Origin of the sequence: Olsenella sp. DNF00959, assembly GCF_001553055.1 — a bacterium.
GTDB lineage: Bacteria > Actinomycetota > Coriobacteriia > Coriobacteriales > Atopobiaceae > Olsenella_I > Olsenella_I phocaeensis.
Window position 1 is genome coordinate 425,733 of the sequence record NZ_KQ960123.1, and the last position, 19,565, is coordinate 445,297.

Annotated in this window: 18 protein-coding genes; 7 read left to right on the forward strand and 11 right to left on the reverse strand. The window is 68.7% G+C overall.

Translation table 11 applies throughout. From position 1 onward, the window contains the following. Positions 1 to 14: 14 nt before the first annotated feature. Positions 15 to 1,214 (reverse strand): endonuclease/exonuclease/phosphatase family protein, encoded by a 1,200-nt coding sequence (locus HMPREF1868_RS01830; RefSeq protein WP_156439376.1) that lies wholly within the window; start codon positions 1,212 to 1,214, stop codon positions 15 to 17. A gap of 243 nt (positions 1,215 to 1,457) precedes the next feature. Between HMPREF1868_RS01830 and HMPREF1868_RS01835 the strand changes: the two genes are divergently transcribed. Next, positions 1,458 to 1,826, forward strand: coding sequence for a YegP family protein (locus HMPREF1868_RS01835; RefSeq protein ID WP_062529852.1), 369 nt, complete (start codon positions 1,458 to 1,460; stop codon positions 1,824 to 1,826). Positions 1,827 to 1,865: 39 nt separating this feature from the next. On the opposite strand, the gene HMPREF1868_RS01840 is transcribed toward HMPREF1868_RS01835, so the two are convergent. From HMPREF1868_RS01840 to HMPREF1868_RS01860, 5 genes are all read right to left on the reverse strand, one after another. Continuing rightward, positions 1,866 to 2,135: a barstar family protein gene (locus tag HMPREF1868_RS01840; RefSeq protein ID WP_009279621.1), complete on the reverse strand. Its 270-nt coding sequence runs from the start codon at positions 2,133 to 2,135 to the stop codon at positions 1,866 to 1,868. Between the two features lie 27 nt (positions 2,136 to 2,162). Beyond that, a complete protein-coding gene (locus HMPREF1868_RS01845) occupies positions 2,163 to 2,699 on the reverse strand; it encodes a ribonuclease domain-containing protein (protein WP_062529854.1) in 537 nt (178 codons plus the stop codon). 38 nt (positions 2,700 to 2,737) lie between these two features. Continuing rightward, complete coding sequence (gene pth2 / locus HMPREF1868_RS01850; RefSeq protein WP_082719472.1) at positions 2,738 to 3,208, reverse strand: aminoacyl-tRNA hydrolase; 471 nt, start codon at positions 3,206 to 3,208, stop codon at positions 2,738 to 2,740. Between the two features lie 55 nt (positions 3,209 to 3,263). Then, positions 3,264 to 3,716: a MarR family winged helix-turn-helix transcriptional regulator gene (locus HMPREF1868_RS01855; RefSeq protein WP_009279618.1), complete on the reverse strand. Its 453-nt coding sequence runs from the start codon at positions 3,714 to 3,716 to the stop codon at positions 3,264 to 3,266. A 94-nt stretch (positions 3,717 to 3,810) separates the two neighbouring features. Then, positions 3,811 to 4,239, reverse strand: a complete 429-nt coding sequence (locus HMPREF1868_RS01860) for an FKBP-type peptidyl-prolyl cis-trans isomerase (protein ID WP_009279617.1) — start codon at positions 4,237 to 4,239, stop codon at positions 3,811 to 3,813. Positions 4,240 to 4,491: 252 nt separating this feature from the next. Between HMPREF1868_RS01860 and HMPREF1868_RS01865 the strand changes: the two genes are divergently transcribed. Genes HMPREF1868_RS01865 through murI form a run of 3 tightly spaced genes read left to right on the forward strand, consistent with a single transcriptional unit; the run spans position 4,492 to position 8,737 of the window. After that, complete coding sequence (locus tag HMPREF1868_RS01865; RefSeq protein WP_062529856.1) at positions 4,492 to 6,258, forward strand: ABC transporter ATP-binding protein/permease; 1,767 nt, start codon at positions 4,492 to 4,494, stop codon at positions 6,256 to 6,258. Then, positions 6,245 to 7,903 carry a thiol reductant ABC exporter subunit CydC gene (gene cydC, locus HMPREF1868_RS01870; RefSeq protein WP_197414919.1) on the forward strand — a complete coding sequence of 553 codons (1,659 nt, stop codon included), beginning with the start codon at positions 6,245 to 6,247 and terminating at the stop codon, positions 7,901 to 7,903. Before HMPREF1868_RS01865 ends, cydC begins: the two co-directional genes overlap by 14 nt. A 60-nt stretch (positions 7,904 to 7,963) precedes the next feature. Further along, positions 7,964 to 8,737, forward strand: coding sequence for a glutamate racemase (murI, locus tag HMPREF1868_RS01875; protein WP_062529860.1), 774 nt, complete (start codon positions 7,964 to 7,966; stop codon positions 8,735 to 8,737). 157 nt (positions 8,738 to 8,894) lie between these two features. Here murI and HMPREF1868_RS01880 read toward each other — a convergent pair whose 3' ends face one another. From HMPREF1868_RS01880 to HMPREF1868_RS01895, 4 genes are all read right to left on the reverse strand, one after another. Further along, on the reverse strand, positions 8,895 to 9,779 hold the full coding sequence (locus tag HMPREF1868_RS01880; protein ID WP_062529862.1) for a DegV family protein: 885 nt from the start codon (positions 9,777 to 9,779) through the stop codon (positions 8,895 to 8,897). Positions 9,780 to 9,870: 91 nt separating this feature from the next. Further along, positions 9,871 to 10,596, reverse strand: coding sequence for a D/L-lactic acid transporter LarD (larD, locus tag HMPREF1868_RS01885; RefSeq protein ID WP_062529864.1), 726 nt, complete (start codon positions 10,594 to 10,596; stop codon positions 9,871 to 9,873). A gap of 164 nt (positions 10,597 to 10,760) precedes the next feature. After that, positions 10,761 to 11,765: a GGGtGRT protein gene (locus tag HMPREF1868_RS01890; RefSeq protein ID WP_009279611.1), complete on the reverse strand. Its 1,005-nt coding sequence runs from the start codon at positions 11,763 to 11,765 to the stop codon at positions 10,761 to 10,763. Positions 11,766 to 11,783: 18 nt separating this feature from the next. Next, on the reverse strand, positions 11,784 to 12,476 hold the full coding sequence (locus tag HMPREF1868_RS01895; protein ID WP_009279610.1) for an iron-sulfur cluster assembly scaffold protein: 693 nt from the start codon (positions 12,474 to 12,476) through the stop codon (positions 11,784 to 11,786). 262 nt (positions 12,477 to 12,738) lie between these two features. On the opposite strand from HMPREF1868_RS01895, the gene HMPREF1868_RS01900 reads away from it, so the two are divergent. The 3 genes from HMPREF1868_RS01900 to HMPREF1868_RS01910 all read left to right on the forward strand — a co-directional run bounded on the left by HMPREF1868_RS01900 (position 12,739) and on the right by HMPREF1868_RS01910 (position 18,198). Continuing rightward, the gene (locus tag HMPREF1868_RS01900) at positions 12,739 to 13,638 is read left to right on the forward strand and encodes a DMT family transporter (protein ID WP_197414920.1); all 900 of its coding nucleotides are present in this window, start codon (positions 12,739 to 12,741) and stop codon (positions 13,636 to 13,638) included. 163 nt (positions 13,639 to 13,801) lie between these two features. Continuing rightward, complete coding sequence (locus HMPREF1868_RS01905; RefSeq protein WP_062529866.1) at positions 13,802 to 17,059, forward strand: DEAD/DEAH box helicase; 3,258 nt, start codon at positions 13,802 to 13,804, stop codon at positions 17,057 to 17,059. Between the two features lie 422 nt (positions 17,060 to 17,481). Further along, positions 17,482 to 18,198, forward strand: a complete 717-nt coding sequence (locus HMPREF1868_RS01910; RefSeq protein ID WP_062529868.1) for a DUF554 domain-containing protein — start codon at positions 17,482 to 17,484, stop codon at positions 18,196 to 18,198. 366 nt (positions 18,199 to 18,564) lie between these two features. Here the strand turns inward: HMPREF1868_RS01910 and HMPREF1868_RS01915 are convergent, their stop codons facing one another. After that, positions 18,565 to 19,404, reverse strand: a complete 840-nt coding sequence (locus tag HMPREF1868_RS01915) for an ABC transporter substrate-binding protein (protein WP_062529870.1) — start codon at positions 19,402 to 19,404, stop codon at positions 18,565 to 18,567. Positions 19,405 to 19,565 lie beyond the last annotated feature (161 nt).

A 19,565-nucleotide genomic window follows, 5' to 3' on the forward strand; every position in this document is an offset into this window, starting at 1 on the left:
CCGGCGTGCCTCTCCTACGAGGCGTTGCCCAGCGAGAAGCGCAGCGCCACGGGGTTGTGGTCGCTCGTGGCGAAGCCCGTGTCCACGTTGGTCGCCGTGGCGCTCACGTTGTCAGAGACGATGAAGCCGTCCACCGTGGTCTGGTAGCTGACGCCGGGCTGGTAGGGGATGTCGTCCCCGCGACAGCTGGCGACCTCCTCCAGGTTCTGTGCGCGCACGACCGAGAAGCCCTGGGGCAGGTCCCCGTCGTCCATGACTGCAACCCAGTCGGGCACCTGCTGCCGACTGGGGTACAGCTCGAGTGAGCCGCAGAGGGCATGGTTCCAGTCCCCGCCCGCAATCACGTAGTTGCCGCGGGCGCGCTCGGAGGACAGGACGTCGCCCAGCATGGCGAGTTGGCGCGCGCGGCTGCCCCCTCCCGCGTCGTAGGCGGACATGTGGCTGTTGACCAGCACGAGCTCGTGTCCGTCGGCAACGGGGATGCGCAGCATGGCGAAGCAGCGGTCGAGGTCGAAGAACTTCGTGGGGAAGCTCTCGTCCACCGGGTAGCTCCTGCGCGTGGCCGAGGTCACGCTCGCGTCCGAGAGCGTCAGGAGGCCCGAGCTGACGCGTCCGTGCGGGGCCGTGATGGGCCAGGCAAGGAAGCCGGAGTGGAAGTTCGAGGCGAAGACGGACTGGTACCCGGCAAAGGCCCCCTCGAACGCCTTGACCTGATTGACATGATGGCTGCGGTCGGAGTCGACGTCGACCTCCTGCAGGAGAACGAAGTCCGGGCCCTCGCCCCCGAAGGCGTCCCTCAGGCTCGAGACGTCGCCCTGGGTGCAGGCCTCCACCGACTCGCGGCTCGTCGCGACCGAGCTCGTGCCCCGGGTGGGCGTCCCGTCGGCCATGCGGCCCTCGTCCATGAAGAAGGTGTAGTCGGGGGTGTAGGCGCCGAAGCCGATGTTGTAGGTCGCTGCCGTGTACTCCCTCCCCGGCTCGAGCTGGCGCGCCGCGTCCTCGGCGCCTGCCTTCCCGATCTGGACCAGCTCGTCGTCGGGGATGCGCGCGTAGTGGCTCTCGAGGTAGATGGCATAGCCCCCGACGACGGCGGCCGCGACGACGGCGAGGGCCAAGATGGTGCGGAGGAGCGTCAGGAGGGCCCGTGCCACGCCATGCCGCCCCCGTCCGTCCTCCCGCTTGCGGGTGTGCTGTCTCCGACTGTGCTTGGACATGCCCCGCCCCTTCTCCGGGGCCGTGCCTCGCGCACGGCCGATTCCACAACGGTATATGACGCCGCGTCACGGCAGAAGGATGCTTTCGACGAGCGCGCCTGGATTGGCGCTTCGTGTGGCACCCGGGCCTACCGTTGCGCGGCCTAGGCGTCCGCCTGCGGAGATATGCGCAAAAACGCGCATCCCGCGTCTAATATCGAATCAGGTGGATAAGTGACTCCGCCACGAGAGAAGGAGGCACGCATGGGACAGTATGTCATGGTCGAGAAGGAAGGGCTCTACCAGTTCAACCTCTGCGACAGCAACGGGCATGTGGTCCTCGCGTCCACGGTGTATCCCTCGCGCGAGGAGTGCCTTGCCGGGATGGACTCGACGAGGGCCCTTGCGGTGGGCGCTCCCGTGCAGGATGGCACGGTCCACGGCTTCGGTCGCGTCGCCGCGCCAAAGTGCCGCATCTACCAGCAGCTCGATGGCAAGTACTACTTCGTCTTGGTGGACGACGCGGGAGACGCGCTCGGGCGCTCGCACGCGTATCCGAAGAAGGAGAGCCTGCTCAGGCGCATAGAGCGCATGAGGAAGGAGAGCTCGTCTCCCCTGGCGCTCGAGGAGTAGGGGAGGCCCGCCGCCCGACGGCGCGCCGGGCATGCCAGGCTATGCGTGGATGACGACCTCGAGGGTGGGGTTCTGGATGCCGGAGCGCTCGATGACGGCTCGTGCGCGATCGAACCACGAACCGTCGCCGCGCCTTGACCCGTCCTGCTCCAAGGTGATGCGCGTGGGAGCGGCGAGCTCCTCCAGGCAGTCGGCCAGGGCGGAGAGGTTGCCCCCGTAGTAGGTGGGGAAGCCCAGCTCTCGGGCGAGGAGCGCGTGGAGTTCCTCGGGCCCGCCCAACGCGCTCTCGCGCAGCTCGACCTTCTTCACACGTGCCTCCCGTCCGGCTGGACCCCGCTAGTACAGCCGCTCGAAGCTCTTATAGTGGTCGCCGGTGTAGTAGACGAGCCCGTCGTTGGAGAAGACGATCCTCTCGCCTCCACGGAAGCCGCCAGTGTAGTTGACGTCGCACTCGGTCCAGCTGCGCCCGCGCTTGTCCGGGAGCTGCCCGTCGTCGTTGTGGTAGCGGCTCCCGCCGATGGACATGCCGGGACAGACCTCGTCCAGGTTGCCCTTGGAGCTGTCCCAGCCCGCCTCGCGTGCCTTGGTCTTGCTGACGAAGTTGGCGGGCAGGTGGCCGAACTCGTGGACGTAGGCGGCCAGCTCGTCCTTGGAGGTGTAGCGCCCATCCTCCCTGACGCCCTCGGAGGGCGCGTCGTCCTGCAGGGCGGTTCCCTGGGTGCCGGAGGTGGGGGAGCCTGCCTGGGCCGCACCCTCCTGCGGCGTGCCCTGGCCCGCATTGCCGCCGGATCCGCCCGCAAGCGCCACCACGATGGCCACGAGCAGGGCGATGATGGCGCTGGTGACGCGTGCGACCTGCCTCTTCCCGAACATCCGTCCTCCTGCCGTCTTGGTGCCGTGGATCCGTTGCCCTAGTAGAGCGGCAGCTCTCCCGTGATGGGGTCGACCTGGTCGGCATGGAGGGGCTCGAAGGCGAGGCAGGTGTAGGTGGGCTCCCCGTGGAACTCCGTGAGGCCGGCGTCTCGCACCAGGGCGACGGCGAGGCCCCGCTCGCGCCCCTCGTCCGCGATGCGCAGGAGCTCCTCCTCTGAGTCGACGTAGACGCAGACCTTGGCCACTCCCGCCGCGAACCAGTCGGAGAGCGGGGTGGGCTCGCGCGCGCCCTCCTCGAGGTAGACCCAGCCCTCGTCGGGCGTGGCGCGCAGCTCGTCGAGCCTTCTCTCGCGCACGAGGGCCATGAGGGTCGCCTCGACACAGGCGTGCCCCGCCTGGGCCGCGATCTTGCCCTTGCGCATCTTGAGGTCGCGCCTCATGACGATCATCTGCTTCGACTTGTACGCCATCGCGTCACTTCCGTCCTCGTCCGCGTCGCGCGGACGCATGGCTGCGCCCCCCGCCATCACCGGTGGCAGGGGGCGCGGGATGTGCGGCATCGCCCTACATGGGCCCCATGGGGAACTGCTCCTCGGCCAGCTTGGCCACGTCCTCCATGGCTCGGGCGATGTCGTTGGCGCGCTCGACGCCTAGGAACTTGACGACCTCGTCCACGAGGTCCAGGCCCACCTTGTACTCCTTCTCGAAGGCGTGGACGTTGTCCTTGTTCAGGTGCACGAAGACGCGCCTGCGGTCGACCTTGCTGTGCTCGCGGGTGATGATGCCCTTCTCCTCGAGCTGGTTCAGGTTGCGGTTGACCTGGGACTTGCGGATCTTGGTCCGCTGCGCGATCTGGGTAGGCGTGATGGGGATGCTGGGGTCCCTCTGGTCTTGCAGGTAGAGCGCGTAGCAGACCATCATCTCGTTGCGGGTGAGCCCGGCGGAGATGCTGACGTTGTCTATGGTGGTCGCGAGGTGGAGCCAGGCGTGAAGCAGGGGTTCGCTGGTGGTGTTCATCTTCGGTCCTTTGGACGTCGTGGCATTTCTGCAACGTCCCGGCCCATTTCCTTTCCCGAGTGCCATTCGGTCGGGGGAGGGGGTGACGTAGTGGCTACTCGCTGACCTCGAGCAGTTCAATCCTGAAGTTCAGGGCCTTTCCGGCCATCTCGTGGTTCATGTCGAAGGTCACGTGACCCTCGTCCTTGGCGGCGACCACGGCCTGGAAGGGCTGGCCGGAGGGGGAGCTGAGCATGACGTGCGCCCCGACCTCGAGCTCCTCCGCACCGGGAATCTGCGCCAGGGGGATGGTCTGGACGAGCTCGTCCCTGCGGGGGCCATACGCCTCGTCGGGCTCGAGCCTGACGTCGACGACGTCACCCACGGACATGTCGCGCACCGCGAGGTCGAAGCCCTTGATCATCTGGCCGGCCATGCAGGTGAAGGCGAGCGGCTCGCCCCTGTCGTGGGAGGAGTCGAACTTGCTGCCGTCGTCGAGGGTGCCTGTGTAGTGCACCCTCACCTTCTTGCCTTCGTTGCCCATGTCGCCTGCCTCTCCTCTCGCGTGGTCAGTCGCAAGACTTTCGAGCTGATTTCGTTTGCCTTGGGTAGCTGGACCCATATGGCCTCTACCTGCGACATTTTAATGATGGACACTTTAGCAAATTGTGCGGGAAGTGTCAGTCCCGCGGCGAGCGGGTATCATTTGCAGCTGAGTGACGAAGCTAACTTTTTGCCGCGGGGCGCGTCGCCCGCCCGCGGCCGCGCCGCTGCGGCGCAGGGAGGGTGTTGCCGGATGTTGGACAGGCGTCTCTTGGACCTGGTGCCTGGGGCCCTGCGCCACGTGCTCCTCGCCGTGGGGCTCAAGTGGGTCTCACTTGCCTGCGACGTGGTGCTGGTGTGGGCGCTGGCGCCCGTGCTGGCGGGGCTCGTGGGGGCTTCCACCCAGGGGTTCGTCCCCGCCTTGGCAGTGGGGCTTCTCTCCTGCGCCGTCAAGGCGGTGGCGACGCGGCTCGAGGCCGACCAGTGCTTCGAGGCCTCCTCGGACGTGAGGCGCGTGCTGAGGCAGCGCATCTTCGAGAAGCTCCTCAGGGTCGGTCCCGGCTACACGCGCGACGTTCCCACGGCGGAGCTGGTGCAGCTCTCGGTCGAGGGCACGGAGCAGCTCGAGACCTACTTCGGCAGCTACCTGCCCCAGCTCCTCTACTCGGTGCTGGCGCCGCTGACCCTCTTCCTCGTCCTCAGGGGGACCTCGCTGGCGGCGTCCCTCGTGCTCCTGGCGTGCGTGCCCCTGATTCCCGTGGCCATCGTCCTGGTGCAGAAGGTCGCCAAGCGCATCCTGGCGAGCTACTGGGACGAGTACGCGACCCTGGGTGACTCCTTCCTCGAGAACCTCCAAGGCCTCACCACCCTCAAGATCTACCAGGCGGACGCGGCCCGGCACGAGGCCATGAACGAGGAGTCCGAGCGCTTCCGCGTCGTCACGATGAAGGTTCTGCGCATGCAGCTCAACTCGATCATCGTGATGGACGTCGTGGCCCTGGGCGGGGCCGCGGCGGGCATGGCGGTGGCGCTCTGGCAGCTCGCGGAGGGTGGGGTCGACCTCGCGGGCTGCATCTCCGTCGTGCTCCTCTCCGCCGACTTCTTCCTGCCCATGCGCATGCTGGGCTCGTACTTCCACGTGGCCATGAACGGGATGGCGGCGGCGGACAAGATCTTTCGGGTCCTCGACCTCCCCGAGGGCGATGGGGAGGGGGGCGAGAGGATCGTCCCCGGCGACCACCTGTCCGTCTCGCACCTGAGCTTCTCCTATCCCGGCGGCCAGGAGGTGCTGCACGAGGTGAGCCTGGACGTGCCTGCCGTGGGCGTCACGGCGCTGGTGGGCGAGTCGGGCTCGGGCAAGTCCACCGTGGCGGCGCTCCTCGCGGGCAGGGAGTCGGGCTGGGAGGGCCAGCTGCTGTTGGGGGGCAAGCCCCTCGAGGGCTTCTCCCGCGCCGACCTCGCCCGCTACGTGACCACCGTTCCCAGCGCGGCTCACCTCTTCCGCGGCAGCGTGCGCGAGAACCTCCTCATGGCCAGGCCCGACGCGAGCGACGGGGAGCTCTGGGACGCCCTGGGCTCGGTCTCGCTCGCAGGCTACCTCAGGACGCAGCAGGGGCTCGACACGGTCGTGGAGCAGGAGGGGCAGAACCTCTCGGGCGGGCAGAGGCAGCGGCTCGCCCTGGCCCGGGCACTCCTGCACGAGTCGTCCGTGCTCGTGCTGGACGAGGCTACGAGCAACGTGGACGTGGAGAGCGAGGACGCGATCATGGCGGCGGTGCGCGAGGTCGCGCGCTACAAGGCGGTCGTGCTCATCTCGCACAGGCTTGCCAACGTGGTCGACGCGCCCAGGGTCTACGTGCTGGAGGAGGGTCGCGTGGTGGGCTCGGGAAGCCACGAGGAGCTGCTCCGGGGCTGCGAGGCCTACGGGAGGCTCTGGGGGAGCCAGAGGGAGCTCGAGGGCTACGCCGGGGCGGGCGCCCCGGCCGAGGTCGAGGGGACTGGTGCGGATGAGGACGAGTAGGTTCCGGGTCATGGGGAGGATGCTGGCGCTCACCCGTCCTCTCGCCGGCGTGATGGTCGTGGCGGTGGCATGCGGGGTTGCGGGCTTCTGCTGCGCCACCTTCCTTCCTGCCCTCGCGGCCTGGGCAGCCGTCTCCGTCGCTCGCGGCAGCCTGGGGGCGGAGGGCCTGCCTGCGGTGTTCTGCGCCCTCGCCGCCTTGGCGGTCCTGCGCGGGGTGCTCCACTACGCCGAGCAGAGCTGCAACCACTACATCGCCTTCCGCCTCCTCGCGCACGTCCGCGACCTCGTCTTCGGGAAGCTCAGGGAGCTTGCGCCGGCCCGCCTCGCGGGGAGCGACCGTGGCGACCTCGTCTCGACCCTCACTGCGGACGTGGAGCTGCTCGAGGTCTTCTTCGCCCATACCGTGTCGCCCGTGTGCATCGCGGCCGTGATGTCGGGCATCATGGTCGCCTTCCTCGGCCGTTATGACCTGCGCCTGGGCATGGTCGCCCTCGTGGGGTACCTGGTGGTGGGCCTGGCGCTCCCGTTGCTCGCCTCGCGCGCCTCGGGCGGCCTGGGTCGTGAGCTCCGCGACCGGGCGGGTGGCCTTTCGGGCCTCGTCCTGGACGGGCTCAGGGGTCTCGCCGAGCTGCTCCAGTTCGACGCCGGTGGGCGCTACCTGGAACGGCTCGGGGAGGACTCCCTCGCCCTGAGCGGGCTGCAGCGCAGGATGTCCGGCCTGGGAGGGATGGGGTCGGCCGCCGCCGGGGCCTGCATCACCCTCCTCTCGCTGGCCGAGCTTGCCCTGGCGGCGCATCTCGTCGTCTCGGGGAGCCTCGACGGGGCGTCCGCGGCCGTCTGTGTGGTCGCCTTCCTTGGGTCCTTCGGCCCCGTCGTTGCGCTGGCGCGCCTGGGCACCGGCCTGCAGGCCACGCTCGCCGCGGGCAGCCGCGTCCTTGACCTCCTGGACGAGGAGCCCCAGGTCGAGGAGGTCACCGATGGCGCGCAGGTAGGCTTCGACGGTGCGGAACTGAGGGGCGTGAGCTTCTCCTACGAGGGCGAGAGGGTTCTGAGCGACGTGTCGCTCGAGCTTCCGCGGGGGAGCGTCGTGGGCGTCGTGGGCAAGAGCGGGTCCGGCAAGTCGACCCTCTGCCGTCTGCTCATGCGCTTCTGGGATCCCGACCGCGGCAGCATACTGGTGTCTGGGGAGAGGATCGACTCCCTGGACACCGGCTGCCTGCGCTCGCTCGAGGCCCTGGTGGAGCAGGACACCCAGCTCTTCCACGACAGCATCCGGGACAACCTGCTCATAGCCCGTCCCGACGCGACCCAGGAGGAGCTCGAGGAGGCCTGCCGCGCGGCGTCCGTCCACGACTTCGTCACGAGCCTGCCCCAGGGCTACGACAGCATGGTGGGCGAGCTGGGGGACACGCTCTCGGGCGGAGAGAGGCAGCGCCTGGGCCTGGCCCGGGCCTTCCTGCACGACGCCCCCCTCCTGATCTTGGACGAGCCCACGAGCAATCTGGACTCCCTCAACGAGGGCACCATCCTGCGCAGCCTCGACCGACAGCGCGGCAAGAGGACGGTGCTCCTGGTGAGCCACCGCGCCAGCACCATGTCGCTGGCCGACGCGAGCTTCTCCATGGACGACGGGCGCGTAAGCTAGGGTGGGCACGCGGCCCCGTCATGGCAGGACGGGTCGGCGGGGCCCCGGAAGGGAGGGCGCATGGCGTCCGTCGATGGCTTCATAGGCGTCTTCGACTCCGGCGTGGGCGGGATCAGCGTCCTGCGCGAGCTCGTGGGCCTCCTGCCGCACGAGGACTTCGTGTTCTTCGGCGACTCCGCGCACAACCCCTACGGCGAGAGGGGCGTGGACGAGCTCAGGGAGCTCTCTGGGGGCATCGTGGACTCCTTCCTGGCAGAGGGCGCGAAGGCGGTGGTCATCGCCTGCAACACCGCCACCAGCGCGGCCGCCGCCCAACTTCGGCTCGAGCACCCCAGCCTGCCCATCGTGGGGGTGGAGCCCGCGCTCAAGCCCGCCACCGAGCACGACCCGCACGACCGCATCCTCGTCATGGCCACCCCGGTAACCCTGAGGCTCGACAAGTTCCACCGCCTCGCCCGCGAGTTCGGCTCGGGCTCCGAGGTCATCGCCGTCCCCTGCGTGGGGCTCGCGCATCGCATCGAGCAGGGCGACCTGGATGCCCCCGACCTGCTCGAGCTCATCGAAGGCCTGGTGGGGGAGTATGCCGGTGCGGTGGACTCCGTGGTCCTGGGCTGCACCCACTACCCCTTCGTCGCCCGCCAGATCCGTCAGGTGCTGGGTGACGTGCCCCTCTTCGACGGCGGCGCGGGGACCGCGCGCAGGCTGCGCTCGCTCCTGTCCGAGGCCTCGCTTCTCTCGCCCTCGAAGGGGAAGGGCAGGGTGGAGCTCCGCTCGAGCCTGAGGGGGCCGGGCGTCCTGGAGCGCTACGAGGAGTTCTTCCGCATGAAGGCCTAGCCCCCCGCGCGAACGGGGACAGAAGCTCCTGTTGAAGTCTGGTCGTCTGGTCGGCCATCCCCCAACCTAGCCTCCGCGTGAACGGGGCCGGAAGGACGCTCGCGAGCCCGCCATTGACGGGCCGGCGGTCGTGGTGCCGCGGAAAAGAGGTGCCCGGCTAGGCGCGGGGCTTGCCCCAGAAGAAGAGGGCGACGGTGCCCGGGCCGGTGTGGCAGCTGATGGTGGCTCCTATGTCGAAGTGGAGCACCCTGCCGTCCATTTGGGGGAACTCGGCCTCGATGCGGTCCGAGACGGTCCTGGCGTCGTCCAGGCAGGCGGAGTTGCTGATGAAGACGCGCTTGTCGTAGCCGTCGCCACCCTGCGCGAGCTCGTGCATGAGCTGCACCACGCGCCTCTGCGCCCGGCCCTTGGTGCGTATCTTCTCCACCACCGCGAGCGAGCCGTCCGCCTCCACGTCCATGACGGGGCAGATCCTGAGCAGGCCACCCACGAGTCCCGCCGCCTTGGAGATGCGCCCGCCCCTGATGAAGAAGGTCAGGTCGGACGAGAAGAACCAGTGCTGGACCTCGAGGCGGTGCTCCAGGGCCCAGGCGGCGAGCTCCTCGATTCCCATGCCGCCCTCGCGGAGTTCCGCGAGGCGGTCCATGAGCAGTCCGTATCCTGCCGAGGCGGCAAGGGAGTCGACGACCACGAGCCTGCGCTCGGGGAACTCGGACGCGAGCTGGTCGCGGGCGGCACAGGCGGAGCCATAGGTGCCCGATATCCCGGACGAGAGGGTCAGGTGCAGCACGTCCCTCCCCGCCTCGAGGAAGGGACGCCAGAACTCGATGTAGTCGCCGACGGAGACCTGCGAGGTGGTCACGTCCGCGCCGGAGAGCATCCGCTCGAAGAGCTCGGCGGGGGCGTGCGTGCGACCGAAGTCGTCCTTGCACCAGACGCCGTCGACCTGGTAGTTGAAGTACACGTACTCGATGTCGCGCGCATGGAGGAAGTCCTCCGTCACGTCGGCGGTCGAGCAGCAGCTCAGTACGTAGTCATGCATCGCATCCTCCTGATGGGACGTGGCCGTGGCTTGGTCTGGTGCTTGCCCGTGCGGACGAGAGGCGCCTTCCCCGGCGCCTTCGGACTCCTCGCTAGAAGACGCCCAGGAAGCCGTGGACGAAGAGGGCTGCGGCGACGGCACCCACGAAGGGGGCGATGCCCGGGACGAGAAGCCCGTAGCGCCAGTTGTTATCCACCTTCCCCTTGATGGGGAGGAGCTGGTAGGCGAGGCGGGGACCCAGGTCGCGGGCTTGGTTCATGGCAAAGCCCGTGATGCCGCCCATGCCCATGCCCACGGCCCAGACGATGAGGCCCACGGCGATGGCGAGCATGATCACGTTCTCGCCCGCGCGGCTGGCGGCGGCGAGGATGGCGCTGATGAAGACGAAGGTGCAGAGCGCCTCGCAGGCGAAGTCGCGCGGGAGGTTCTGGATCACGGGGTTGGTGGAGAAGATGTTGCGCTGCGCCGTGGCGTCGATGACGCCCTCGGAGGCGCGGAAGTCGTCCGCGTACATGAACCAGGCGACGACGGCCCCCAGGAAGGCCCCGAGCATCTGAGCGACGACGTAGGGCACGAACATCCCCCAGGGGACCAGCCCCAGGATGCACTGGGCGAGGGTCATGGCGGGGTTCATGCAGACCGAGCCGCCGAAGACGAAGAGGCAGACCGAGATGCCGAAGGACCAGGTGGTGATGGCGAACATGTGCCCCGATCCCTGGTACTTGGTGCCTTTGAGCACGGTGTCGCAGTGCACGCCGACGCCGAAGACGATCATGAGGGCCGTGCTCGCGAACTCTGCCAGGACTGCGTGGGGCATGGGGGCCTCCTTGTGTCGGCCATCTGGGCTTGGGCTCCCACCATCTTAGCAGGCCCCGGGCCCCGTCCCGCCCGCCCCGGCGCATCCTGCCGGACGGGCATGGAGAAGGGGCCGCCGCCCGAAGGCGACGACCCCTGGTCAGAACTTGTGGCTGGTGAGGGCGCCTACTTGGCGAGGGCCTCCTCGACCGCGACGGCGCAGGCCACGGTGCAGCCTACCATCGGGTTGTTGCCCATGCCGATGAGGCCCATCATGTCCACGTGCGCGGGGACGGAGGAGGAGCCGGCGAACTGGGCGCTGGAGTGCATGCGGCCCATGGTGTCGGTCATGCCGTAGGAGGCGGGGCCGGCGGCCATGTTGTCCGGATGCAGGGTGCGGCCGGTGCCGCCGCCGGAGGCCACGGAGAAGTACTTCTTGCCCGCGAGCGTGCGCTCCTTGAAGTAGGTGCCCGCGACGGGGTGCTGGAAGCGCGTGGGGTTGGTGGAGTTGCCGGTGATGGAGATGTCGACGTTCTCGTGCCACATGATGGCGACGCCCTCGCGGACGTCGTCGGCGCCGTAGCAGTTGACCTTGGCGCGCGGGCCGTCGGAGTAGGGGATGGTCTCGACGACCTTGAGCTCGCCGGTGAAGTAGTCGAACTGGGTCTTCACGTAGGTGAAGCCGTTGATGCGGGCGATGATCTGGGCGGCGTCCTTGCCGAGGCCGTTCAGGATGACGCGCAGGGGCTTCTTGCGGGCCTTGTTGGCGTTGTTGGCGATGCCGATGGCGCCCTCGGCGGCGGCGAAGGACTCGTGGCCGGCCAGGAAGGCGAAGCACTCGGTGTCCTCGCCCAGGAGCATGGCGCCGAGGTTGCCGTGGCCCAGGCCGACCTTGCGGTCCTCGGCGACGGAGCCGGGGACGCAGAAGGCCTGCAGGCCCTCGCCGATGGCCGCGGCGGCCTCGGAGGCGGTCTTGCAGCCCTTCTTCACGGCGATGGCGCAGCCCAGGGTGTAGGCCCACTTGGCGTTCTCGAACGCGATGGACTGGATGCCCGTGGTGATGTCATACGGGTTAAAGCCGAGGTCGGTGCAGATCTTCAGGGCCTCGTCGAGGTCGGCGATGCCATACTGCTCACAGGCCTTGGTGATCTTGTCGATGCGGCGCTCGTAGCCTTCGAACGTAACTGCCACTATGCTCAGCTCCTCTCTCTACTCTTCGCGGGGGTCGATGACCTTGGCCGGGCTGTCCCACTGGCCGTAGCGGCCGATGGCGTCGTCGACGGCCTGCTTGGGGTCGACGCCCTTCTTGATGGCGTCGGTGAACTTGCCGAGGTTGAGGTACTCGAAGCCGATGATCTCGTCCTTCTCGTTGAGGGCGAGGTGGGTCACGTAGCCCTGGGCGAGCTCGAGGTAGCGGGCGCCCTTGGCCTTGGTGCCGTAGGTGGTGCCCACCATGGAGCGCAGGCCCTTGCCGAGGTCGTCGAGGCCGGCGCCGACGGGCAGGCCGCCCTCGGAGAACGCGGTCTGGCTGCGGCCGTAGACGATCTGCAGGAAGAGCTCGCGCATGGCGACGTTGATGGCGTCGCAGACGAGGTCGGTGTTCAGGGCCTCGAGGATGGTCTTGCCGGGGAGGATCTCGGCGGCCATGGCGGCGGAGTGGGTCATGCCCGAGCAGCCGATGGTCTCGACGAGCGCCTCCTCGATGACGCCCTCCTTGACGTTGAGGCTCAGCTTGCAGGCACCCTGCTGAGGTGCGCACCAGCCGATGCCGTGCGTGTAGCCGGAGATGTCCTTGATCTCCTTGGCCTGGACCCACTTGCCCTCCTCGGGGATGGGTGCAGGACCGTGGTACGCGCCCTTGGCGACGGGGCACATCCCTTCCACTTCTGCGGAATACTGCATGATTCTCCTCTCCACCACGTATGGCGCCCTGGTTCCCTTCCCCTGGCGCCCCTCTCCGGTGAATCTGGCGTCGCATGTGCCAGACAAGTCCATTTTAGGGCAAGGGTGGGCCTCCATGCGCGCCAATGCATGGGACGCTGTCCCCGGGAGAGAGGGCCCCCGGCGCGGGCTCGACGTGGGCTGCGGGCTGCGCGCGCGGGGCGGGAGGCGTGCGCCGGGTGTCCGTCCCGCCGTGGCGGCGCGAGTCCGTATAATCCCAGCCATGAGAGACTCGTCGAACATCCCCGCCTGGGCGCTCGAGCTGGCCCTGGTCGTCACCACCATCATCTGGGGCGGCGCCTTCGTCGTGCTCAAGGGCGCGCTCGACGCCGTGAGCCCCGGCTGGCTGCTCGCCGCCCGCTTCTTCCTGGCGGGGGCGATCCTCGCCGCCGTCTTCTGGAGGCGCCTGCGCGACAACCTCGACGGTAGCCACCTCGTCGCCGGCCTCATGGTGGGCCTGTCCGAGGGTCTCGCCTTCCTGATACAGAACGTCGGCCTCACCGACACGACCCCTGGCAGGAACGCCCTTCTCACCGCCACCTACTGCGTGATGGTCCCCTTCGTCGACTGGCTGGTCCAGAGGCGGCGTCCCGGCGCGAACAACCTGGTCGCCGCCTTCATGTGCCTGGTGGGGGTGGGTCTCGTCTCGCTTCGGGGGGACCTCTCGCCCTGGCTTTCCGGGGGAGACTGGCTCACCCTCCTCTCGGCGCTCTTCTTCGCGCTCAACATCGTCGCGGTGGGCCGCTACGGCAGCGCCCACGACAGCGTGACCCTCACCATCGTCATGTTCTTCGTGAGCTCGGCGGTGAGCCTCGCCTACGCGCTCGCCCGCGAGCCCCTGCCGCACGCGCTCGACCTGAGGGCCGACTTCTGGCTGCAGCTCGCCTATCTGGTCGTCCTGGCCTCGGTCGTGGCGCTCCTCATACAGAACGTCGCCCAGAAGAAGGTGGACCCCTCGCGCGCCGCCCTGCTCCTCTCGCTCGAGAGCGTCTTCGCCATGCTCTTTAGCGTGCTCCTCTACGGCGAGCCCCTCACGCCCCAGCTGGCGCTGGGCTTCGCGCTGGTCTTCTCCGCCGTGCTGGTGAGCGAGCTCGCCGGCGGCAGGGGCAAGGGGCGCGCGTAGGCGGAGGCGGTGTGCCCCCTGTGGCGTCTCGTCGGGTCCCGTTCCCGTAGTTATGGTGGGCCTTGGCCTCGCCTGCCCGCCTGGCGCCCTCCGATGGGCTACGCTGGTTCGCTACCGTTCGCCCGTCCGGCGGCGCGGCGAGCGCAACCCGTGAGGAGGCCCCGTGATTTCCGAGATCGCCCTGAGCCGTGCCTGCAGGCCCGCCATCCTTGGCAGGGGCCGTATCATCGCGCATCGCCCGGGGTCCATCGGCCGGAGGTCCTGCGACTATGACGGGGCTCTCACCAGGCTGTCGGGCAGGGTTGCGTCGTCGTCGGGCTACGCCGACTACTACGACGCGCGCATCGCCTTCGACGAGGCGGCCGACCGCGTCACCTCCTACTCCTGCACCTGCCCCGCCTCGGACCGCTACCCCGGCCCCTGCAAGCACAGCATCGCCCTCGCCCTCGACTACAACGCCAGCCCCGAGTCGTACGAGGGTCACAGCCGCACCATGCACGCCAGCACCTCGTCCGTCCTGGGCGAGCTCCTCGACCGCAGCGAGGCGGCGCGCCACGTGGTGGTGGGCGGCCAGACGCCGGAGCGCCCGGGCGGCGTCCGGCTTCTGCCCACGCTGGTGCGCGACCGCGACCTCTTCCTGCGCCTTCGCATAGGGGGCTCGCATGGCTCCTACGTGGTGCGGAGCATCTCGGGCCTGGTCCAGGCCGTGCAGGGGGAGGAGTTCTTCGAGTACGGCAAGAGGCTCGCCTTCGTGCACGAGCAGCGCATGTTCGACCTGCCCTCCCGCGAGCTCCTGCGCTTCCTCTCGCGTGCGGTGCAGAACCGGAGGGCCTTCTCGTCGGAGCGCCTTGGCGGCAGGGTCTTCGGCGTGTCGGGCGCCTCGGGATCGTCTGCGGGGCGGGAGCTCAGGCTGTCCGGCCCGGAGGCCGACGAGCTTCTCGAGCTCATGCTGGGGAGCGAGCTGGAGCTCGAGAGCGTGCCCGCCCTGGCCCGCAGGCCAGCGTCGACCCGGCGCGTCGTGGTGCGCGACGGGGAGCCCCGCCTACGCTTGGCCGTACGCCCCGCCGGCGACGACTCCTACGAGCTTGAGCGCCAGGGGTCGGCGGAGTTCTTCTCCACCGACGAGCACCTCTATGCCGTGGAGGGGGACACCCTCTGGCGCTGCCCGGCCCGCCTCGAGCGCGTGGCGCCCTTCCTCACCGGGGTCTTCGGGAGCCCGCTTCCCCAGCTGCTCCTCTCCGCCGCCGACGCACCGCGCTTCGCGGCGAACCTCCTGCCCAAGCTCGAGCGAGCCATGGACGTGGAGCTGCCCGAGTCACTGGACGAGCTGCGACCGCTGCCCTGCCAGGTCGAGTTCTACCTCGACTACGACAGGGAGGGCGTGAGCTGCGACGTCCAGGCGGCCTATGGCGAGCGCCGCCACCACGTGCTCGCCTACGAGCTGGGGTCCGTCGTGGAGCCTGGGCGTGACCTCGAGGCCGAGGCCGGCGCCCGTCAGCTCGCCCTGCGCTATCTGTCGGGGCGCAAGGGGGAGGGGCTCGCCCGCATACCCGCCCGCTCCGATGATGCCATTGCCCGCCTGCTCTTCTCTGGCCTCGCGGAGTTCGCCGCGATGGGCCGGGTGCTCACGACGCCCGAGTTCGACCGCCTGGCGAGCGACGCCAGGCCCCGGGTGCGCCTGGGCCTCTCCGTGAGGTCCAACCTCATCGACCTCAGCGTGTCCGCCGACGACCTGCCGCTCTCGGAGCTCCATGCCCTGCTCGGGAGCTACCGCCGACGCAAGCGCTTCCACCGCCTCAGGGACGGTTCCTTCGTTGACCTCTCGGGCCTCGACCTGGACGAGGCGGAGCGCCTCGCCGACGAGCTCGGGCTTGGCTCGCGGGAGCTTGCCAGCGGGCATGCCCGGATCCCCTCCTACAAGCTCGCCCTCCTCGACACCCTGGTCTCGGACGACGAGAAGGACGAGTCGTTCAGGGAGTTCCTGCGCGACTTCCGCTCGCACGACCCGGCGGACTACGAGCCGCCCGCGTCGCTCGCCGGCCTGCTCAGGCCCTATCAGGCCGAGGGCTTCGGCTGGCTGAGCGCCCTCTGCGACATGGGCTTCGGCGGGATCCTCGCCGACGAGATGGGACTGGGCAAGTCCCTGCAGCTCATCTCGCTCCTGCTCGCCCGCCGCGGCAGGGGCCTCACCCTGATCGTGTGCCCGGCCTCCCTGGTCTACAACTGGCAGGCCGAGTTCGAGAAGTTCGCCCCGCAGCTGGACGTGGCGGTGGTCGCGGGCACGGCGACGGAGCGAGACCGCGTCCGCAGGGAGCCGGGCCACGAGGTGCTCGTCACCTCCTACGACCTCTTGCGGCGGGACGTGGAGGCCTGGATGGCCATGCCGCTGTGGTGCGAGGTGCTGGACGAGGCGCAGTACGTCAAGAACCACGAGACTCTCGCCGCCCGCGCGGTCAAGGCGCTCGACGCGCGCCACCGCTTCGCCCTCACCGGCACGCCCATAGAGAACCGGCTCTCGGAGCTCTGGAGCATCTTCGACTTCCTGATGCCGGGGCTCCTGGGCTCCTATGACCGCTTCCGCGACCGCTACGAGCAGCCCATCGTGGAGGGTGACGAGGAGGTCGCCCAGAGGCTGCGCGCCGCCGTGGGCCCCTTCGTGCTCCGCCGCCTCAAGCGAGAGGTCCTGCACGACCTGCCCGAGAAGCTCGAGCAGGTGGTCTACGCCCGGATGGAGGGGGAGCAGCGGAGCCTCTACTCCGCCAGCGAGCAGGCGCTGCGCCTCTCGCTCACCAGGCAGAGCGACGACGGCTTCGACTCGGGCAAGCTCCAGGTCCTGGCGGAGCTCACCCGCCTGAGGCAGATCTGCTGCGACCCGCGCCTCCTCTTCGAGGACTACGACGGCCCCTCCTGCAAGCTGGACGCGGTGCTCGAGCTGGTGCAGAGCGCCGTGGACTCGGGGTCCAAGATGCTCGTCTTCTCGCAGTTCACGAGCTATCTCGCCCTCATCGCGCACGAGCTGGACGAACGTGGGCACCCCTACTACACCATCACGGGGGCGACGCCCAAGAAGAGGCGCCTCGAGCTGGTGAACGCCTTCAACGAGGACCAGACGCCGGTGTTCCTGATCTCGCTCAAGGCTGGCGGCACGGGCCTCAACCTGACGGGCGCCTCCATCGTGGTGCACGCCGATCCCTGGTGGAACGCGGCTGCCCAGGACCAGGCGACCGACCGTGCCCACCGCATCGGGCAGACCCGCGACGTCATGGTCTACAAGGTCATCGTGCGCGACAGCATCGAGGACCGTATCCTGGCGCTCCAGGAGGCGAAGAGCGACCTTGCGGAGCAGGTCGTGGGCTCGGGGGAGGGCATGAGCCTCGCCTCGCTCAGGCGAGAGGATCTGCTCAAGCTGCTCGGGGACTAGGCCTCGGGCGCGGGCGACCGTGCGTTGTTCGTCCGCGCCGCGACCACGTCGATCGCGTGCGTTGTGCTCTCGACTACGTCCAGCGCGTGCGTCTTGCTCTCGACTACGTCCAACGCGCGCGTCTTGCTCCCGACTACGTCCAGCGCGCGCGTTGTGCTCCCGACTACGTCGATCGCGTTTTTTCTCCGCCGCTCAACTGGGCAAACGTAGAGGCATCAGACGCGTTGGACGTATTGGCGCACACGGCTGACGCGTTTGACGTGCTCGAGCTGGCGAGAGACGCGTTCGACGTAACGGAGCTGGCGAGAGGCGCGACGAGCGTCGGCGTGAGGTGAAGAGCGACCGCCAGCGCTCTCGGCCGTCGCCCGTTGCACTATTGTGGGCGGGCACGGTACGCATGCGCGCGCGGGGGAGGCTCCACGGTGTTTCTCATTGGTGCTATCGCAAACGGTCTCGAGGCCTTCGTGGGCGGGCTCATAGGCCTGGCGTTCAAGAGCCGGGTCTCGGACGAGCTCGGGGACTTCCTCCTCAAGGGACAGGGCCTCTGCGTGGTGCTCGTGGGGGTCCAGGGCATGGCGCAGGGCGGCAGCGTCATCGTGGCGACCCTCTCGCTTGCCCTGGGCTGCCTCTTGGGCTTCTGGTTGGACATCGACCGCCAGGTCACGCGTCTGGGCTCCTGGGCGCAGCGACGCATCAACGCGGCCTTCGAAGGCAGCGAGCGCCTGGGCAGCTTCTCCGAGGGCTTCGTGTCGGCCACGCTCTTCACCTGCACGGGGGCGATGGCGATCATGGGCTCGCTCCAGAGCGGAATCCAGCTCGACCACGCGACTCTGGTGTCAAAGGGCGTCATCGACCTGGTGGTGTGCATCCCCTTCGCGGCTACGATGGGCATCGGCGTGCCCTTCTGCGGGGTGAGCCTGATTGTCTACGAGGGCGTGCTGAGCGCGCTCGCGGCCGTGCTGGGAGGACTGCTCTCCTCCGAGGTCGTGGCCGAGGTGGCGCTCGCGGGGTCGGTGCTGCTCTTCGCGGTGGGGATCAACCTGCTCAAGCTGACCGACCTCAAGGTGGCCAACATGCTCCCGTCCGCCTTCATGCCCATCCTGCTCGTGCCGCCCATGCAGGCGCTAGGACTGCTTTAGGCGGCTCTGGAAGTCGTCCGCGCGCCCGAGAAGTCGTCCGCTCGCCCTAAAGAAGTTGGCTGCGCAGTTTTGCGAGGGCAAACTACGCAGCCAACGATGCGTTTGGTCGTGCAACATGCAAGACCCCAGGATTCGGCGCGTTAGATGCGGACTCTGGAAGGGGAGAAGTCCGCAGCTAACCCCACGGGGGACGCAGCCAATCCCACGGAGGAGAAGTTCGCAGCCAACTTTGCAGCTGCCCGCGCCCGCTGGAGCCAACTGTTCCAGCCGCCCGCGTCCGTTGGAGCCGCCTGCCCCAATCGCCCGCTGGAGCCTCTGACCGCCACGCCCCTTCCCCGCGACGACCCACGTGCTAGATCCCACGTGCTAGATCGTGGAGCCGAACCACTTCTGCTCGATCTGGTCCTGCGTCCCGTCTGACTGCAGCTCGACAAGGGCATCGTTGATCGCCTGGGTGAGCTTGGGGTTGTCCTTGCTCACGACGATGCCGTACTGCTCGCCGGTCGGGATTTGGCCGCCGTCGGGGATGACCAGGTCTGCGTAGGCGCTGCTGATCTCGTAGCTTGCGACGGGCAGGTCGCAGACGGAAGCGGCGTAGAGGCCGGTCTGGATGCCGGTCAGGCACTGGATGATGTCGTCCAAAGGGACGATGGTGGCGTTGGGGAGGTTCTCGCGCGACCATGCCTCGCCGGTGGTGCCGGATTGCACGGCAATCTGGGTCCCGGAGGCGTTGAGGGCGTCCGCCGTCGTGGCGGCGCTGCCCTGCTTGACGACGATGGCCTGGTTGGAGTCCAGGTAGGGGTCGCTGAAGTCGATCTCTTGCAGGCGCTTGTCGGTGATGGTGACGGCACCCAGGGACACGTCGGCCTTGCCGCCCTGCTTGATGGTGGGGACGATGGTGTCGAACTGCACCGTGGGCAGGATGTTGGGCTCGAGCCCGAGCTTCTCGCACACCGCCTTGTAGAGGTCGACGTCGAAGCCCTCGTAGTCGCCCGTGTCGGCGTTCATCGAGACGAAGGGCGGGAAGTAGAAGTTGCTGATCATCGTGAGCTTCCCGGGCTCGACGAGGGTGTAGCCCGCCTCCGTCGCGGATCCCGCCGTGCCGCCGGCGGAGCCCCCTCCCTGCGCGGAACAGCCGGCGAGCCCGGCGGCGAGGCCTAGCCCACAGCTGGCGAGAAAGCTACGGCGAGAGATGCTGATGCTCATGATGGGTCTCCGTCCCTATTTGCTTCGGGCGGTCTTCGTGGCCGTCCCCGTCGCGCCCGGGGGTTGCTCCGTGCGCTTGCAGGGCAGTTTGCGCCCGAAGTCCCCTTCGGTGGTGCAGTTCTCGCCTCCTTTAACATGGATGTTATAAACACGACGCAAAA

Bases quoted from the DNA above. Each gene is read 5' to 3' on its own strand.
- HMPREF1868_RS01830 (WP_156439376.1), bottom strand. From the start codon at position 1,214: ATGTCCAAGCACAGTCGGAGACAGCACACCCGCAAGCGGGAGGACGGA.
- HMPREF1868_RS01835 (WP_062529852.1), top strand. From the start codon at position 1,458: ATGGGACAGTATGTCATGGTCGAGAAGGAAGGGCTCTACCAGTTCAAC.
- HMPREF1868_RS01845 (WP_062529854.1), bottom strand. From the start codon at position 2,699: ATGTTCGGGAAGAGGCAGGTCGCACGCGTCACCAGCGCCATCATCGCC.
- pth2 (WP_082719472.1), bottom strand. From the start codon at position 3,208: ATGCGTCCGCGCGACGCGGACGAGGACGGAAGTGACGCGATGGCGTAC.
- HMPREF1868_RS01855 (WP_009279618.1), bottom strand. From the start codon at position 3,716: ATGAACACCACCAGCGAACCCCTGCTTCACGCCTGGCTCCACCTCGCG.
- HMPREF1868_RS01860 (WP_009279617.1), bottom strand. From the start codon at position 4,239: ATGGGCAACGAAGGCAAGAAGGTGAGGGTGCACTACACAGGCACCCTC.
- HMPREF1868_RS01865 (WP_062529856.1), top strand. From the start codon at position 4,492: ATGTTGGACAGGCGTCTCTTGGACCTGGTGCCTGGGGCCCTGCGCCAC.
- cydC (WP_197414919.1), top strand. From the start codon at position 6,245: ATGAGGACGAGTAGGTTCCGGGTCATGGGGAGGATGCTGGCGCTCACC.
- murI (WP_062529860.1), top strand. From the start codon at position 7,964: ATGGCGTCCGTCGATGGCTTCATAGGCGTCTTCGACTCCGGCGTGGGC.
- HMPREF1868_RS01880 (WP_062529862.1), bottom strand. From the start codon at position 9,779: ATGCATGACTACGTACTGAGCTGCTGCTCGACCGCCGACGTGACGGAG.
- larD (WP_062529864.1), bottom strand. From the start codon at position 10,596: ATGCCCCACGCAGTCCTGGCAGAGTTCGCGAGCACGGCCCTCATGATC.
- HMPREF1868_RS01895 (WP_009279610.1), bottom strand. From the start codon at position 12,476: ATGCAGTATTCCGCAGAAGTGGAAGGGATGTGCCCCGTCGCCAAGGGC.
- HMPREF1868_RS01900 (WP_197414920.1), top strand. From the start codon at position 12,739: ATGAGAGACTCGTCGAACATCCCCGCCTGGGCGCTCGAGCTGGCCCTG.
- HMPREF1868_RS01915 (WP_062529870.1), bottom strand. From the start codon at position 19,404: ATGAGCATCAGCATCTCTCGCCGTAGCTTTCTCGCCAGCTGTGGGCTA.